Below are 15,109 nucleotides of genomic sequence, written 5' to 3' on the forward strand. Positions count from 1 at the left end.
CACCACGGGCAGCGCCGACCGGGCCTACGAGGCGGGCGTGCTCGACGTCGTCTGGGCGTTCTGGCAGTACAGCACCGAGGCGGACTGCGCCGCCACGAAGCCCTGTTCGAAGAACGTGTACTCCAGAACGCCGTAGCCCAGGATGCCTGACGGATCTTCGGCGACGCTGACGGATCCCTGGTCCAACCACCGACGAATGCTCCGGGCCCGCGCTTCGTCGCCGGCGGCCGCGATCGCGTCGATGGCGACGAGGGCCGGCAGTCCGTGGCGTCCGCGGCTCGCCCCCGGATCCGGCTGGACATCTCGATGTTCGTGCGGACCATCCCGGCAGTGCGACGAGGCCCCGGCGGCCGAGGATCGCCGGGGTCTGGTGCCGGGTGGGGGCGGCCGGTGTCCTGGACCCGGACGGCGAACCTAGCGGAACTCCTCCGCGTGCTCCTCCGCCCATGTGCGGAACGTGCGCGCGGGAACTCCGGTGATCTGTTCCACGGTGGAGGTGATCACGTTCGATGCGGGCCGGGTCTCGGCGCTGGCCAACAGCGCCTCGACGAGTGCGGGTGGCCTGCCGTCAGCCAGCATCTGCCGTCGCGCGACCTCTACGGGGACTTCCTCGAACGCCACCGGGCGACCGATGGCCTCCCCGATCGCATGGACCTGTTCGGCCCTGCTCAGTACCTGCGGACCCGTCAGGACAAGCCTCGCGCCCACGTGCCCGTCACCGGTCAGGACAGGAACCGCCACAGCCGCGATGTCGCCCTCGTGGATCACCGCGGTGGCGGCGATACCGGGACCGCGAACGGTGCGCGTGGCGCGGACCTGCTCGCCCCACCCTCGCGCGTTGGACGCGATGGTGTTCGACCGTAGGAAAGTCCACTCCAGGCCGGATTCCTCGATCATGCGCTCCATGTCGGCGTGGAGCTGGTTGATCGGATCGGTCTGCCGCTCGGCCGCCTCGTTGACGCCCGACGACGAGAGATAGACGATGCGCCCGACACGTCGTGCAAGCGCCTCCAGGACGGCGGGCGCGCCCTCGGTCGTCAGGAAGGGCCAGACCAGGAACACTGCGCTGGTCCCCTCCAGCGCCACATCGAGGGTGGCCGGCACGGACAGGTCCCCGCTGACGACCTCCACTCCCTCCGGCAGCCCGGCCGTTTCGGGATCACGCGCCAGCGCCCGCACCTCGGCGCCCGCGGCCAGGAGCCGAGCAACCACGTGTCGGCCGACGTTGCCGGTCGCGCCCGTCACAAGAATCTCACTCATGATCAGCCCAGCCTCGGCCCTGCTCGGACTATTCCGTCTGCCGGGCCCCGGCGCTCGGGAATCCCCCCGCCGCAGAACGTCTTCCTCGCTTCAGCCGCAGTGCTTGGAGCTGTAGCCGGATGCCCCTTGACCTGCGAACTCGTTGTACATCAGCCCGCCGACGAAGTCGATGCAGGCCCCCTTGGCGTACGTGTAGACCGGGCCCGCGTAGCTGGAGTAGTTGCTCCCGGCGCCGTCCTGGATCCAGTCGCTCGTTCCGGAGCGTCGTATCGCGACCCGGATGTCGTGGTGACCGGTGACGGCCCCGTCCTTCCCGCGGGCGATCGCACAGTTGATCCCGTTTCCGCTGTTGTAGTAGATGTCGATGAAGCCGACCACCACGCTCGTTCGGGCGTTGTCCGTGATGTCCCAGCTCTGCTTGAAGTCGTACGCGCTCCCGCACTTGTCGACCCGGGGGTAGGCGTGGGCCGCGCCGGCGGAGAGGCCGACGAAGCCTCCGGCGAGGACCGTGGCCGCGAGTACCGTCGCGAGGTGCTTCTTGACGAGCATGGCGAGCTCCTTCGAGTGCCGTGGGTGTCTAGGGTCGGGACGGGACTGCCGGGGGACCGTCTCCGTGCCGGAAACCCCGGGGTGTCCCGTCGCAGGCTTCGACATGTTGTCCGATGGCCTGATGAAGCTCCCACAGTGCAGGCATGCCCGATTGTCCATCCACCGAACTCGGCTGCGGCGCAGGTGACCAGCGGACAAACCGGATTGGCCGCGGACACGGCACGGCTCGGCACAAGGTAGGCCGTCCACCCAGGGCATCGTCGTCCCCGGCCGCTGAAGTACCGCGCGCACCCGACCGGGACGGCCCCGGGGCCGTCCCGGATCCGGTCCCTCCCGTCGCGCGGAAGGCTCCCGTGTGGCCGGCCCCGGGCGTTCGCAGCGAAAGCCTCTGGTACCGGCGCAGCGGTTTGGACAAGCTGGGGCCCATGGACTGGACGCCTCTGCTCTCCACACTGACCGGTGCCGTCATCGGCATCGCCGCCACGCTGATCGCCGACCGCAACCGGTGGCGGCGGGAGGAGGCCAGGCATGCGCTGGACGTGCGGCGCGAGGTCTACACGGAGTACGTCTCCGCGCTCAAGGCCGCGGGTGAGGAGATCCGGGCCGTCGCCCTGGGCGACCACATGTCGGATTCGGCCCGCGACGCGGCGGTTCGGGAGGCGGTGCGGCGCACCGGCCTCTACACGGCGAGCGAACGCCTGTGGCTCGTGGGCCCGTCGCCGGTCGTGGAGGCCGGGAACGAGGCGTTCCACTGCCTGCGGGCGATCCGCGACGCCTACGCCCGGGGAGCGGCGGTCGGCTCGGCCGACGACGCGCCCCTGATAGCGCGGCGACGCGAGGCCATGGCGCGGATGCGTCGCCTCATGCGTGAGGACCTGGGCGTCGGACCCCTCGGAATCGAGTGATATCGAGTGACATCGAGTGAGGTGGCAGAGCCCCGCAGGTCGACCCGGGCCGACCCGGGCCGGCCCGGGTAGGCCCGTACCGGCTGCAGGACGCCGAACTCCGGCGCGCCGCCGGCCGCGGGGCCCGGCCGATCGGGCCAGGTCGTGCACGTGGCGGCACTCGGACTCGTCCAGCCGCAGGGCCCGGGCGATCCCGTCCAGCACCTCCGGCTAGGCGTTCGGCGAGTGCCCCTGTTCCAAGCGGGCGTAGGAGGAGGCGCTCACCCCCGCCAGCAGCGCCCGGCGAAGGCCCGGCACGCGCCGGCGCTCCCCGTAGGCGGGCACCCCGACCTCCTCCGGACGCCGCCCCGCACGCGAACATTTCTGTCCGGTAGGTCTTGACGCCCTTCCGCAACCGGCGTTTCATGTTGTTCATAAGCGTTTGAATCTGTTGAAACATGATGGAGCACACCCCGCTCTCCTCCCGGTACCGAACACGGCACCGCCCCCACCCGCATCGCCCCCACAGCGCCGCCGGTCCGAAACGCCGCTCGGCGACGGAATCCGCCACCCGGAAGAAGACAGCACGGCTTCCGCAGGCGCGTCACACCCGGAGAGAGCCATGTTCACATCCGTCTTCGCCCCGCCATCGGAGCCCGCCCCGGTGCCGGCGGCGTCCTGCACCGCCCGGGGCGCGGGTCAGGTCGCCGCCTGGAGCGGGCGCAGCAGCAGCCCCTGGTGCGTCACCGTCCCGGTGACCTTCCCCGACGGCCGGGCCGGCACCCAGACCTTCGTCGAGTGGGCCGACAGCAGCGGCCAGGCGCGGGAGGCGGCTCTCCTCAGGGCCGACACCCCGGACGCCCTGCGCCGCCGTCGCAACGCCGTGATCCTCCCGGTCGGCCGGGTGACCGTGGAACCCTGGCAGCGCCCGGCCTGGTGGTGACACCGCCGCCCGGTGGTGGCACCGCCGCCGGAGGACGGGCGTCCGCCACGGCCGGCCGCCCCACCCCGTACCCGCGGCGGCCCTACTGCTCCGGCCCCGTGGAGCCCGTCGTGGAGCCCGTCGGCTCCGCCGCTCCCGGCGGCAGCCGGACCGGCCGCAGCCTCGCCCAGCCGGCGAAGAGCGCCGCCCCGACCAGCATGCCGACGCCCACCCAGAGGTTCACGTTCGCGCCGCCCGCCCGGTCGAGGTCGGCCTGAGAGGTGGCGGTGGCGCCCAGCACGGTCAGCACGGTGCCGTAGACGCAGAAGAGCAGCGCGAGGATCAGGCGCAGGTCGAAGATCCCGGCCTTCACGGCCGCCGGCCCGGCCGCCCCCGTCGTCGGATCCGTCATGTCCTCGCTCCTCTCACCAGAAGATCACGTTGAGTACGGTGGCGAGCAGCAGGGCCCCGGCCCCGAGCAGCGCGGGGCTGCGGTACCAGCCCGCGTCCTCGGCGGTGTCGCCCTCCTTGATCCGGTCCCTGGGCGTCAGCGACCAGACCAGGCCCACCAGTTCGCTGTCCGGCTTGGGCCGGGTGGCCAGCGAGACCGCGACGCTGACCGCGATGTCCAGGACGAAGGCGGCGCTCGCCGCGACGAAGCTGGGCCCCTGACCCGCCAGGTGCAGCACGTCGTGGCGGACGAGCTGGTCCACCGTCACGGCGGCCGCCGTTCCGACGATCAGCCCGATCCCGCCCGCGAGCGGCGTCGTCCGCTTCCAGAACATCCCCAGGATGAACGTGGCGAACAGCGGGGCGTTGAAGAACGAGAACAGCGTCTGGAGGTAGTCCATGATGTTGTTGTAGCCACTGGCGATGAACGCGGTGCCGACCGCGATCGCGCAGCCGAGCACGGTGACCGTCCGGCCCACCCGCAGGTAGTACGCGTCCGACCGGCCCCTGACCACGTACGCCTGCCAGAGGTCGTAGGTGAACACCGTGTTGAACGAGCTCACGTTGGCCGCCATGCCCGCCATGAAGGCCGCCAGCAGCCCGGTGATCGCCACCCCCAGCATGCCGTTGGGCAGCAGGTCGCGGATGAGCAGTTCGATCGCGTTGTTGTACGTGACGCCCTCGGTCGACGTGCCGCCCGCCGCCTTGTACCGCGCCAGCTCCGGCGAGAGGACCGCGGCCAGCATCCCCGGGATCACGATGACCAGCGCGATCAGCGCCTTCGGGTACGCGCCGATCAGCGGCGTGCGCCGGGCCGCCGACATGTTCCTCGCCGCCAGCGCGCGCTGCACCTCCGCGAAGTTCGTCGTCCAGTAGCCGAACGACAGCACGAACCCGAGGCCGAACACGATGCCCAGCACGGACAGGGTGGCGTTGGCGATCCCGGTCAGGTTGCTGGCCGGCCAGGCGTTCAACTGCTCCGCCGCGTCGGCGTTCACCGCCCGGATCCGGTCGCTCAGCCCGTCCCAGCCGCCCACCCGGTGCAGCCCGACCAGGGTGATCGGCACCAGCATGGCGACGATCAGGAAGAACTGCATCACCTCGTTGTACACCGCGGCCGAGAGCCCGCCCAGCGTCGTGTACGCCAGCACGATCAGCGCCGCCACCAGCACGGAGGACCACAGCGGCCAGCCCAGCAGGGCGTTGACCACCGTGCTGAGCGCGTACAGGTTGACCCCGGCGATCAGCACCTGGGCGAGCGCGAAGCTGAGCGCGTTCACCAGGTGCGCGAAGCGGCCGAACCGCAACCGCAGGAACTCCGGGACGCTGCGCACCTTGGACCCGTAGTAGAACGGCATCATGACCAGGCCGAGGAAGACCATGGCCGGGATCGCGCCGATCCAGTAGTAGTGCACGGTCGGGATGCCGAACTGCGCGCCGTTGGCGGTCATCCCGAAGATCTCCACCGCCCCGAGGTTGGCCGAGATGAACGCCAGGCCGGTGATCCAGGCGGGCAGCGACCGGCCGGCCAGGAAGAAGTCCAGGCTGGAGGAGACCGACCTGCGGGCGAGCGAGCCGATGCCCAGCACCAGGGCGAAGTAGACGGCGAGCAGGGCGTAGTCGACCGGCTCGGCATCCAGCCGGAGGCTTGCCTCGGCAAGGGAGTTCACTGCTGCCTCGATCCGTTACGTGGAGCTTCTCCGCTTCCGGACTTCTAGCAGCGGCGCGCCCGCCTGCCACCCGGCGTCACCCGCCCGTGGGCGAGTCGCTCGACCGACCGGCCGACACCGACCGGCCGACAGATACCGACCGGCCGACGGACACCGCCCGGCCGTCCGGAAAACCAGGTGCCACGGCCCCGGGCAGGCCGGTAGCCTGCGCCGATATGACACCCGAACTGGAACGCCCCCCACTTCAGGCCGACGAACGTACCGCGCTCATCGGCTGGTTGGACCTGCAGCGGCAGATCCTTCGCTGGAAGTGCGAGGGGCTGACGGAGGAGGACGCTCGTCGCTCCGTCCTCCCGAGTTCACCGGCCATGACGATGGCCGGCCTCATCACTCATATGCGCTGGACCGAGCACACCTGGCTGGAGGTCCTGTTCCTCGGCGGCGACGAGAAGCAGAACCCGTCGTTCGCCGAGTCGGGCGAGGACGCCGACTGGCAGCCCGGCGACCGCTCCCTGGCCGAGCTGCTCGCGGAGTACGAGGCCCAGTGCGCCCGGAGCAACGAGATCGTCGCCGCGGCCTCCCTGGACGACGTCGGCCGTCACTCCGGCTTCCGCTCCGGTGGCGCCAACCTCCGCTGGATGCTGATCCACCTCGTCGAGGAGACCGGGCGCCACGCCGGCCACGCCGACATCGTCCGGGAGCTCCTCGACGGCACCAAGGGCTATTACTGACCCGGGCGATGCCCCGCGATGGACCAGCCGTCCAACCGTCCGATCCGGCGGATCTCGTCCACCGGATACGGGGTTCGCCTGCTCTCCCGCTGGAGCCTGCGGTAGAAGTCCGTCATCACCGCGGCGAGCGGGGCGTGGCGGGTGAGGATCGCCGCGACCTCCGGCGGGACGCCCGGCGGACGCTCTCTCCGGGCGCACGCGCGCACGAACGCGTCGCGCTCGTCCCGCTCGTAGCCGTACAGAGCGGTGATCAGCCACAGCACCAGGTGCGGTGGCGTAGCACCCGCTCGGCTGCACTGTACGGGGAGATCGGCGACGAGATCGGGTGAACGCGAGGACCGCCGGTCGGAGCCGGCCCCCGACGCGGCCGCCGCCCCGTCACTCAGGTCGCCCCGTCACTCAGGTCGCCTCGTCGCTCAGGCCGCCCCCGTCACTCGGGCCGCTCGGGCAACTCAGGCCGGCAGGGGAGCGAGGGCGTCCACCACTGCGTGCTTCCTCCCCGGCACGAGGTCGCCGCCGTCCTCGGCGACCCGTACGACGGTGTCGCGCAGCGCGTCCGCGTAGGCGCGCAGGGACTGGGCGGCGACGGTGGTGTCGGGGTGGCGGCAGGCGAGGTGCAGACCCTCGTGGAGTCGGGTGATCCAGACGCAAGCCTGGTCGCCGTGGGAGACCCGGACCGTCGCGCAGGCGTTCTGCTCGGTCCAGCGCTCGGCTCCGGGGACGGCCCTGGCGTCGACGAACGACATGAGCGAGTGCAGGTCGGGCGAGGTCGGACGGAAGTCCGAGCCGAGCAGGTGCAGGATCCGGGCCAGCGGGGTGCGGGCGAGCCGGCGGTTCGCGTGCAGCTCGGAGCGCGCCATCGCCAGCGCGCTCCGGAGGTCGGGGGCGTCGGCCGCGGGGATCTCGATGGGTACGACGCCGACGTACCAGCCCAGCGAGTCCTGCCACTGGGAGGCCGCCCTGGTGTGGAACGGCACCACCGTCCGGTACACGTCGTGCCCGCCGAGGTCCCGGGCGATCAGCGCGCTGGCGGCCAGGATGCCGGCCAGCGTGCCCCCGAAGGGGCGGCAGTACCGCTCGAACCCGGCGGCGTGCTCCTCGCCCACCAGCATCTCGGTCATCAGCCGTTGGGCGGGCATCGGCTCCTCCGGCTCCAGACCGAGGTCGAGCGGGAACCTCGGCAGCCGGTCGTCGCAGCCGGCCATGAACTCCCGCCAGCGGGCGACCGCCGAGTGGATCTCGTCGACCTGCTCCGCGTGCGCGCATTCGAGTTCGCAGAAGTCGAGGTAGCTTCCGACCTCGACCGCTCGCGGTTCGCCGCCGCCCCGGCGGGTGTCGTAGAGCTCGTGGACCTCCGCGGGGATGCGGAACAGCGAGTACGCGTCCACGTTGCTGTGGTCGAAGGCGAGGTAGACGTCCGTGCCGTCCTCGCGCAGGACGGCCGCGTAGATGTAGTTCGGCCATTCGAGCGCGTTCGTCGCGGCGTCGAAACGGTTCTGCAGGTAGGTGACCAGCTCCTCCGCCCGGTCGAACACCCCTGCCTCGTGCCGGTGCAGGGCCACCGAACCGGCGCCGATCGTGAACCGGCGGACGCCCTCGGTGCGGCGGCGGAATCCGCTGCGCAGCGTCTCGTGGCGCAGGGTCCAGTCGAGCAGGGTGGCCTCCAGCACGGCCGGGTCCGCCGGGCCGGGCAGGCTGAACCGGGTGCCGATCCAGGTCGGCATGGTCAGGCCGTTGTCGCGTACGGTCCGCGCGGTGCGCAGGTGCGACTGCTGGAGGTGGGAGAGCGGGCGGAGGTCGTCCGCCAGGGCCGTGGCGGCGTCGATGGTGGACGGGTGGAGGGTCCATTCCATGACACGCCCCGGACGGGCGTCGCAGCGGGCCAGGTCGGTGATACGCACAGGTGCTCCCTCTCTCGACTCGCGGTGCGCCGGCGGTTCCGGCCACCGCCGCCACCCGTCGGCCCGTCCTCGCCGCGGGCGTTCCGGCGTCACGTCCCGTACGCGTCTCGGCCGACGGGGTGTTGGTGACGGACCAATCAAGCAACGATCAACAGGCCGTCAGGGCACGCCCTGATGCCCGCCGGACCGGGTCACCGCGGCCGAGCCGGCAGGCTCGGTCCCCCGGGCAGGCGGCGACCACGGCCACAAGACCCCGGCGGCAGACCGTCGCACAGGCCTATCGTTGGCTGATGCGCGCTCACCCCATCGACCGACCGTCCGATCTCGACGTGGTCCGCGAGTCCTATGACCGCGTGGCCGACAACTACGCCCGCATGGTGGCGACCACGGGGATCGGCGACATCCGGACCCACCCGTGGCTCAAGGCGTCGATCGACGCCTTCGCCGACACCGTGAGCGGCCTCGGGCCCGTGCTCGACGTCGGCTGCGGGCCCGGAACGGTGACCGCCTACCTCGCCGAGCGCGGCCTCGACGTGTCCGGCGTCGATCTCTCCCCCCGCATGATCGAGAACGCGCGCCGCCTTCACCCGCAGTGCCGGTTCGGCGTCAGCTCTGTCACCGACCTGGACCTCGCCGACGCCTCCCACGGCGGCCTGCTCGGCTGGTGGTCACTGTTCAACCTCCCGCGTGACGTCCTTCCCCAGGTCCTGGCCATGTTCGCGCGCGCCCTGGTGCCGGGCGGCCACTTCATCACCGCGACCCATGTCGGCGACGAGGACGCGCTGCGCACCGAGGCCTACGGAGGCGTCCCCGTCCGCTGGACGACCCACAAGTGGCGGCCCGAGCCGCTCACGCACCTGATCGAGCAGGCCGGACTGCGCCCGGTCGCCGAACTCCGGCTCCCCGCGGACGAGCACGTCGGACCGGGCCTGGTCATCATGGCCAAGCGGCCGGGCTGAGGATCGGGCACCGGACCAGGGCGTACCTGCCACCGGTCGACGCGGTGCGGCCCGGAGGCGTGGCGGTACGGGCCGGGGCCGTGGTGACGGAAGGGGCGACCGCCGCCCGAGTCCCCGGCCCGACGCCCCCGCCCCCCTGGGCGCATCCAGGTCCACCCTGCCCGGCCGGACCTGGTCAGACCATGGTCACGTCCCGCGCCCCGCTGCCCGGCCGGATGAGGTAGATGCCCGACCCGGGCAGCGTCTCCCGCGAGTCCTCCCGCAGGCGGTCGACGCTGGGAGGGCAGCGAGGAGGTCGGTTCGAGGGCGAGTTCGTCGATGCCCCGGGCCCCGTCGATTAGGCTCGGGCGGAGGGCGAGGGAGGGTGGGGCGGATGCAGTCGGGGCTGAGTTTCTCCGCGGCGGACCTGGCGCAGACGCGGTTCGCGGTGTCGCCCATGTGGGAGGTCGTCACCAGCTTCCGGCTGCTGCGGCGGGCGGACGAGCAGCCGTTGCACCGGCGGTGGGCCGAGCAGGTCCGGCCGCGGCTGGTGCGGGCGGGGCTCGACCGGGGGTGGTTGGCGGAGCTCGTGCCCGTCGACGGCTACCTCGCGGACTTCCTCAATCCGACTCCGGCCGGCCCGTTCCCCACGCTCGCCACCGAGCTGGAGGCGATCCGGCGGACCGCGCCCGAGCGGGTGCGGGTCGAGCTCGGGATGCTGGCCGCCGAGCGCGACGACGGGGCGCTTGCCCGGTTCCGGATCCTGTCCGAGGCTCCGGAGGAGGCGTTGGCGAAGGTCACGGCGGAGGTCGAGGCCTACTGGGAGCTCGCCCTCGCGCCCTACTGGGAGCGGATCCGGCGGTTGCTCGAAGCCGATGTGTTCCACCGGGCGCGGCAGGTGGCGGAGCACGGCTCGGCCCACGTGCTCAACGAGCTGCACGACTCCGTCCGGTGGGACGACGGCACCCTGCGGCTGGTCCGCCGGCACTGCGCGCTGACCCGTGACCAGGTCGGTTCCGGGCTGCTCCTGGTGCCCTCCGCGTTCGCCTGGCCGAAGGTGCTGACCCGGTCGGTGGCGCCGGAGCCGCCGCAGCTCGCCTATCCGGCGCGCGGGATCGGCAACCTCTGGGAGCCCCGGGCCACCACCTCCCCGGACGCGGTGGCCGCCGTGCTGGGCCGCTCCCGCACGATGCTGCTGACCGAGCTGGACACGCCCGCGTCTACCACCCGGCTCGCCCAGCGGTCCGGCCTGTCCGCGGCCGGCGTCTCCCAGCACCTGACGGCCCTGCGCAACGCCGGCCTGGTGACCGCGCACCGCAGCGGCCGCTCCGTCCTCTACGCCCGCACCGCGCTCGCGGACGCCCTGCTGGCCCCGGCCGGGCACTGACCCGGCGGCCCTCCGAAGGCCGTCCGGAGCGCCGGGCCGGGCGGCGGTTCAGCGGCCGGTGGCGATGTCGGCGACGAGGTTGATGGTGGTGGCCAGGATGCTGGCGCCGAAGACGTAGGACAGCAGGCAGTGCCGCAGCACGACCGCCCGCAGCCCGGTACTGGAGACGCTGGTGTCGGAGACCTGGTACGTCATGCCGAGGTTGTAGCTGAAGTACAGGAAGTCGCTGTACCGTGGCGGGACCTCGGTGTTGAAGTCGATCCCGCCGCCGGGGCTCCCGTAGTAGATGTACGCGTAGCGGGTGGCGTACATCAGGTGGAGCGCCGCCCAGGCCGTGAACACGCCGCAGAGGGCCGTCGCGGCCGCGGCCCGGCTCAGGTCGGAGCGGCTGGCCAGGAACAGCAGCACGATGCCGACCAGTCCGCACAGCGCGGCGGTGACGACGGCGAACTCCTCCAGGGCGGGCCGGAACTCTTCGCGCCGGACGTTGCGGCGGGTGGCGGCGGCGTCCATCGGCCACAGGACGATCCACCCCGCCACGACGAAGGCCGTCTCCGCTCCGGCGATGCCGGCGAGGACGCCCAGCGGCACGCCCGTCAGGACGGCGACGACCGTTCCGAGGGCCGCTCCGAGGATGGCCGAGCCGGCGAGCCGCGGGACGGCGGAGAGGACCAACGAGTGGTTCATGGGGGCCTCAGGCGCTGACGGCAGGGGTCGGCGTCAGCGTATCCGCGGCTGGGCCCGGGCGCAGCCGGGCGCGGGAGCCCGGAGAACGGGCCCCGACCGGCGAAGGGGGAGGGGCGGGACGGAGCGGGGGAGGTCGGGGCTATGGTTCCTTGGCGGTCCACGGACACCGGGGTACGAGGGAGAGTGCTGTGAAGTTGGTCGGTCGCACGATGACGGTGGCTACGGCCGGGGTGCTGCTGGGGGTCCTGACGGCCTGCGGCTCCAGCGGTTCGAAGGCCTCGGGCGACGCCGCCGCGGCGGCCGGCCGGGGCACGGCGACGGCCGGTGCCGGTGCGAGCGCGGAGGCGAGCGCGGGTGCGGGCACCGCGTCGCCGCAGGCCTCCACCGGCGGCGCGGGCGCCTCGCCCGGTGCGGCCGCCGGCGGTGCCCCGGCGCCCGGCGCGGCGCCGTCCGGCGGTACCGCCGCGCCCGGTGGCGGCCCGGCGGCCGGCACCGTCCCGATGCCCGTCTGGAGCGACGCCGCGACGCCGCTGCTCGACTACCGGGCCGTCCTGCAGCTGATGCCGGACCAGGCCGCGATGACCGGCTGGGAGCAGGAGAAGCGGCGGGTCGACCTCACCGACCACTCCGCGGACTGCCAGAACCCCGCGGCCTGCAACGGCAAGCCGCTCAGCGGCGAGGCGAGGTTCAGCTCCGGCGACGTGGTCGCGCGCTTCCTCGTCGACACCCTGCCGACCAAGGCGGCCGCCCAGGACAAGCTCAAGGCGGCGTACGCGGCGTACGGAGACGCCACCCGCTACCACGCCGTGGAGCTGCCCGCCATCGGCACCGAGAGCCGGGCCTGGCAGGGCGAGCCCGGCGGCCGGGACGGCATCGCCGTCGTGATGCGGGCCGGCACCGTGGTCGCCACCGTGACCACCGAGGACGGCCCGGCGGACACCGCGACGGCGCAGCGCCTCGCCGTCCTGCTGGCCAAGCGCATCGAGCAGGCCCAGGCGGGCCAGGCCGCGGACGCGGTGCTCGGCCGCTGACCGCACCGGCGGGGCGGGTGCCCGAGGTCCGTCGCCCCGCCCCGGGCGGCCCCGGTGACGCGGATCACGGGAACCGGCCCGGGAGCCTCCAAGATCCACTCGGGGTGTCCACTCCTTCGCCGCTCGCCTCCGGGGACGGGGACCTGCTGCTCGTCGCCGAGCTGCTGGCCTTCGTCCCGCCGTTCGGGCGGGCGGCTCCCCCCGCCGCGGGGCCGGCCGGTGGCGGTGGGATGATCATGCGCATGAAGCACATCATCAGGGCGGTGGACGCCGAGGACTGGCCGAAGATCAAGCAGCTCCGGCTGGACGCGCTGCTCGATCCGGCGGCGCCCATCGCCTTCCACGACAGCTACGAGAAGGCGGCCGCCCAGCCGGACGAGTTCTGGCAGGAGCGCGCCGCCGGTGCGGCCGAGGGCGTCGCCGCGCGGCAGTTCGTCGCGGAGGCGGCCGACGGGCGCTGGCTCGGCACCGTCTCGGTGCTGGTCGAGCACGCCGGTACGGCGACCTTCTTCGGTGATGTCCCGGAGCAGGCGCAGACCCATGTCGTCGGCGTCTTCGTGCGGTCCGAGGCGCGCGGCAGCGGTGTCGCGCGGGGGCTCTTCGAGGCCGCCCTGGACTGGTCCTGGTCGCTCGCCGAGCCGCACGTCGAGCGGGTGCGGCTCTTCGTCCACGAGGCCAACGGCCGGGCCGGGGCGATGTACCGGAAGACCGGCTTCGAGCCCACCGGCCACCACCTCCCCGCGCCGGGGGACGGGACCGCCCGCGAGATCGAGCTGGCCGTCCGGCGCGGCTGACCGCCACCACGGCGGCACGGTGTGCGCCGTGCCGCCCGCGGCGGTGGCGCGGCGCGGGCGAGGAGCCCCGCCGCGCCACCGCCGCCCGCGTGTGCGGGGCTGCCGGTGCCCGGCCGGCCGCGGCATGGCCTCGGCCGGCCGGGCTCGGGGATCGGTCCCGGCTCCAGGGCTGCGGAGCCGTCCGGCGGTGCGACCGACCCCGGGAGGTCAGGAAGCCCCGGACGTCAGGCGTCCGGGAACGTAGGAAGCCCGGGACGTCAGGCGGCCGGGCGGACGACAGTCCGGTCGTGGACGAAGAGGGCGTGGCGCTCCTCGGCGCCCAGCCCGCCCCAGACGCCGAACGGCTCCCGCGCGGCGAGGGCGTGGCGGCGGCACTCGATCCGCACCGGGCAGTCACCGCAGAGGGCCTTGGCCGCTTCCTCGGCCTCGCCGTGGCCCGCGTCGGCGGCGCCCACGCGCTGGAAGAGGCGCCTGCCGTCGGTGCTCCGGCACGCGGCGTGCTGCGGCCGGTTCCAACGGTGCTCCGGTGTGCCGGGCAGGTGGGAGATGTCGCTCACGCTACGGCTCCTTGTCGACGACGAACGGGCGCGGTGCGTGCCTCGTCTGACCCGGATCGGTCGTTTCATGCCTGCCGTCCCGGGCCGGGTTCGCCGCCGGTGCCCCGTCGCGCCGGGAACCGGACCGGCCGGAGCGGCCCGGGCGGCCACCGCCGCCCGCACCGGACGGAGCAGGCCGCCGCCCGGCTGCGGCGCGGGCGAGGTCGCCGAGCCCCGTCCGGATCGTGTCGTCCGGGTCCGGGGCCCCGGGAGGGCGAGCAGAGCGCGAGGGTGGCGTCCCGCAGCCGCAGCCGCAGCCGCAGCCGCAGCAGGGCGGGCAGCGGGCCCCGTGCCCGGACGGCGGGTTCGAGAGGGCGTGCGGAGCGCCGACCAGCCGGCCGACCGGCTCGCGGTCGGACGAGCCCGGGCGGTGTCAGGCGCCGTGCCGCGGCTCCAGCCGGAAGTCGAAGGCCGTGGTGCCCGGGTCGAGGGCGGTGACCCCGCCGTCCACGGTGAGGACCGCGCCGTTGACGTAGCTCGCCGCCGGGGACAGCAGCCAGCCGATCGCCGCGGCCACCTCCTCGGGCTCGCCCGGCCGGCCGGTCGGCGTCAGCCGGGTCGCCTCCCGGTACGCCGCGTCGGTGTCGGCCAGCCCCTCCTCGTCCGCGAAGCGGGCCATCCGGCGGTCGGCCATTTCCGTGCGCACCCAGCTGGGGCAGACGGTGTTGGCCCGCAGCCCGCGGTGGCCGTAGTCGACGGCGAGCGAGCGGCAGAGCTGCAGCAGCGCGGCCTTCGAGGTGGCGTAGGCCGCGTTCCCCACCCCGTTGCGCAGGGCGGAGACCGAGGAGACCGCCACCACGGATCCCCGCGACCGCAGCAGGTGGGGCAGGGCGGCCCGCAGTACGAGGAAGGGACCGGTGAGGTTGGTGCGCATCACCAGCTCCCAGTCGTCCAGGGTGACGTCGCCGACCGAACCGCCCCGGCCGACACCGGCGTTGAGCACCACCCCGTCCAGCCGGCCGAAGGCGGAGACGGTCTCCTCCACCAGGGCGTGCACCTCGTCCGGGTCGGTGGTGTCCGACACCCGGGCGAGCGCGCCGGTCTCCCGGGCCACCCGCTCCAGCGGTTCGGACCGCCGCCCGGAGACCACCACCCGGCAGCCCTCGGCCCGTAGCAGCCGGGCGGTGGCCGCCCCGATGCCGGTACCGCCGCCGGTCACGATGACAACGCGCTGATCGGACATGGGTGGGCGCCTCCGCCGGGATCGATGCTCCGTGAACCATCGGATCCTATGCTCACGCCGTGTCAGCTCCCGTCGTGCCGGAGGCCGTGACCCAGGACCGCGATCGAAGGCCGCGACCGGCGACCG

Annotated in this window: 16 protein-coding genes and 2 pseudogenes; 8 read left to right on the forward strand and 10 right to left on the reverse strand. The window is 73.4% G+C overall.

The features are described 5' to 3' along the window. A pseudogene (locus ABZ497_RS21520) lies at positions 1 to 91 on the forward strand (hypothetical protein); the annotation flags it as partial. A gap of 323 nt (positions 92 to 414) precedes the next feature. Here ABZ497_RS21520 and ABZ497_RS21525 read toward each other — a convergent pair. Together ABZ497_RS21525 and ABZ497_RS21530 are read right to left on the reverse strand one after the other, a co-directional pair. Next, positions 415 to 1,260: an NAD(P)H-binding protein gene (locus tag ABZ497_RS21525; RefSeq protein WP_359807491.1), complete on the reverse strand. Its 846-nt coding sequence runs from the start codon at positions 1,258 to 1,260 to the stop codon at positions 415 to 417. Positions 1,261 to 1,350: 90 nt separating this feature from the next. Then, positions 1,351 to 1,809: a hypothetical protein gene (locus ABZ497_RS21530; protein WP_359807493.1), complete on the reverse strand. Its 459-nt coding sequence runs from the start codon at positions 1,807 to 1,809 to the stop codon at positions 1,351 to 1,353. Between the two features lie 425 nt (positions 1,810 to 2,234). On the opposite strand from ABZ497_RS21530, the gene ABZ497_RS21535 reads away from it, so the two are divergent. Then, the gene (locus tag ABZ497_RS21535; RefSeq protein ID WP_359807496.1) at positions 2,235 to 2,714 is read left to right on the forward strand and encodes a hypothetical protein; all 480 of its coding nucleotides are present in this window, start codon (positions 2,235 to 2,237) and stop codon (positions 2,712 to 2,714) included. Positions 2,715 to 2,822: 108 nt separating this feature from the next. Here the strand turns inward: ABZ497_RS21535 and ABZ497_RS21540 are convergent. Further along, positions 2,823 to 3,011 (reverse strand): annotated as a pseudogene (locus ABZ497_RS21540) (helix-turn-helix domain-containing protein); the annotation flags it as partial. A 304-nt stretch (positions 3,012 to 3,315) separates the two neighbouring features. Here ABZ497_RS21540 and ABZ497_RS21545 point away from each other — a divergent pair. Continuing rightward, a complete protein-coding gene (locus tag ABZ497_RS21545) occupies positions 3,316 to 3,636 on the forward strand; it encodes a hypothetical protein (RefSeq protein WP_359807498.1) in 321 nt (106 codons plus the stop codon). Positions 3,637 to 3,718: 82 nt separating this feature from the next. On the opposite strand, the gene ABZ497_RS21550 is transcribed toward ABZ497_RS21545, so the two are convergent. Together ABZ497_RS21550 and ABZ497_RS21555 are read right to left on the reverse strand one after the other, a co-directional pair. Then, entirely contained in the window at positions 3,719 to 4,027 is a 309-nt protein-coding gene (locus ABZ497_RS21550; RefSeq protein WP_359807501.1) for a hypothetical protein, read from the reverse strand. A 13-nt stretch (positions 4,028 to 4,040) separates the two neighbouring features. Beyond that, entirely contained in the window at positions 4,041 to 5,735 is a 1,695-nt protein-coding gene (locus ABZ497_RS21555) for a sodium:solute symporter family protein (RefSeq protein ID WP_359807503.1), read from the reverse strand. 215 nt (positions 5,736 to 5,950) lie between these two features. Here ABZ497_RS21555 and ABZ497_RS21560 point away from each other — a divergent pair, with 215 nt between their 5' ends. Then, entirely contained in the window at positions 5,951 to 6,466 is a 516-nt protein-coding gene (locus ABZ497_RS21560; protein ID WP_329485751.1) for a DinB family protein, read from the forward strand. Here ABZ497_RS21560 and ABZ497_RS21565 read toward each other — a convergent pair. Further along, the gene (locus ABZ497_RS21565) at positions 6,460 to 6,729 is read right to left on the reverse strand and encodes a hypothetical protein (RefSeq protein ID WP_359807506.1); all 270 of its coding nucleotides are present in this window, start codon (positions 6,727 to 6,729) and stop codon (positions 6,460 to 6,462) included. The two genes, ABZ497_RS21560 and ABZ497_RS21565, sit on opposite strands and share 7 nt — an antisense overlap. 189 nt (positions 6,730 to 6,918) lie before the next feature. Then, on the reverse strand, positions 6,919 to 8,367 hold the full coding sequence (locus ABZ497_RS21570) for a condensation domain-containing protein (protein ID WP_359807508.1): 1,449 nt from the start codon (positions 8,365 to 8,367) through the stop codon (positions 6,919 to 6,921). Positions 8,368 to 8,657: 290 nt separating this feature from the next. On the opposite strand from ABZ497_RS21570, the gene ABZ497_RS21575 reads away from it, so the two are divergent. After that, positions 8,658 to 9,326 carry a class I SAM-dependent methyltransferase gene (locus tag ABZ497_RS21575; RefSeq protein ID WP_359807511.1) on the forward strand — a complete coding sequence of 223 codons (669 nt, stop codon included), beginning with the start codon at positions 8,658 to 8,660 and terminating at the stop codon, positions 9,324 to 9,326. Between the two features lie 373 nt (positions 9,327 to 9,699). Then, on the forward strand, positions 9,700 to 10,692 hold the full coding sequence (locus ABZ497_RS21580) for a DUF5937 family protein (RefSeq protein ID WP_359807512.1): 993 nt from the start codon (positions 9,700 to 9,702) through the stop codon (positions 10,690 to 10,692). Between the two features lie 48 nt (positions 10,693 to 10,740). On the opposite strand, the gene ABZ497_RS21585 is transcribed toward ABZ497_RS21580, so the two are convergent. Then, positions 10,741 to 11,379 (reverse strand): DUF1345 domain-containing protein, encoded by a 639-nt coding sequence (locus ABZ497_RS21585; RefSeq protein WP_359807514.1) that lies wholly within the window; start codon positions 11,377 to 11,379, stop codon positions 10,741 to 10,743. A 188-nt stretch (positions 11,380 to 11,567) separates the two neighbouring features. Here ABZ497_RS21585 and ABZ497_RS21590 point away from each other — a divergent pair, with 188 nt between their 5' ends. Further along, the gene (locus ABZ497_RS21590; protein WP_359807517.1) at positions 11,568 to 12,410 is read left to right on the forward strand and encodes a hypothetical protein; all 843 of its coding nucleotides are present in this window, start codon (positions 11,568 to 11,570) and stop codon (positions 12,408 to 12,410) included. Positions 12,411 to 12,514: 104 nt separating this feature from the next. Further along, on the forward strand, positions 12,515 to 13,204 hold the full coding sequence (locus ABZ497_RS21595) for a GNAT family N-acetyltransferase (protein ID WP_359807519.1): 690 nt from the start codon (positions 12,515 to 12,517) through the stop codon (positions 13,202 to 13,204). 257 nt (positions 13,205 to 13,461) lie between these two features. Here ABZ497_RS21595 and ABZ497_RS21600 read toward each other — a convergent pair whose 3' ends face one another. Next, positions 13,462 to 13,761, reverse strand: coding sequence for a WhiB family transcriptional regulator (locus tag ABZ497_RS21600; protein WP_329485741.1), 300 nt, complete (start codon positions 13,759 to 13,761; stop codon positions 13,462 to 13,464). A gap of 412 nt (positions 13,762 to 14,173) precedes the next feature. Beyond that, the gene (locus ABZ497_RS21605; RefSeq protein ID WP_359807522.1) at positions 14,174 to 14,983 is read right to left on the reverse strand and encodes an SDR family oxidoreductase; all 810 of its coding nucleotides are present in this window, start codon (positions 14,981 to 14,983) and stop codon (positions 14,174 to 14,176) included. Positions 14,984 to 15,109 lie beyond the last annotated feature (126 nt).

Source organism: Kitasatospora sp. NPDC005751 (assembly GCF_040630835.1).
GTDB lineage: Bacteria > Actinomycetota > Actinomycetes > Streptomycetales > Streptomycetaceae > Kitasatospora.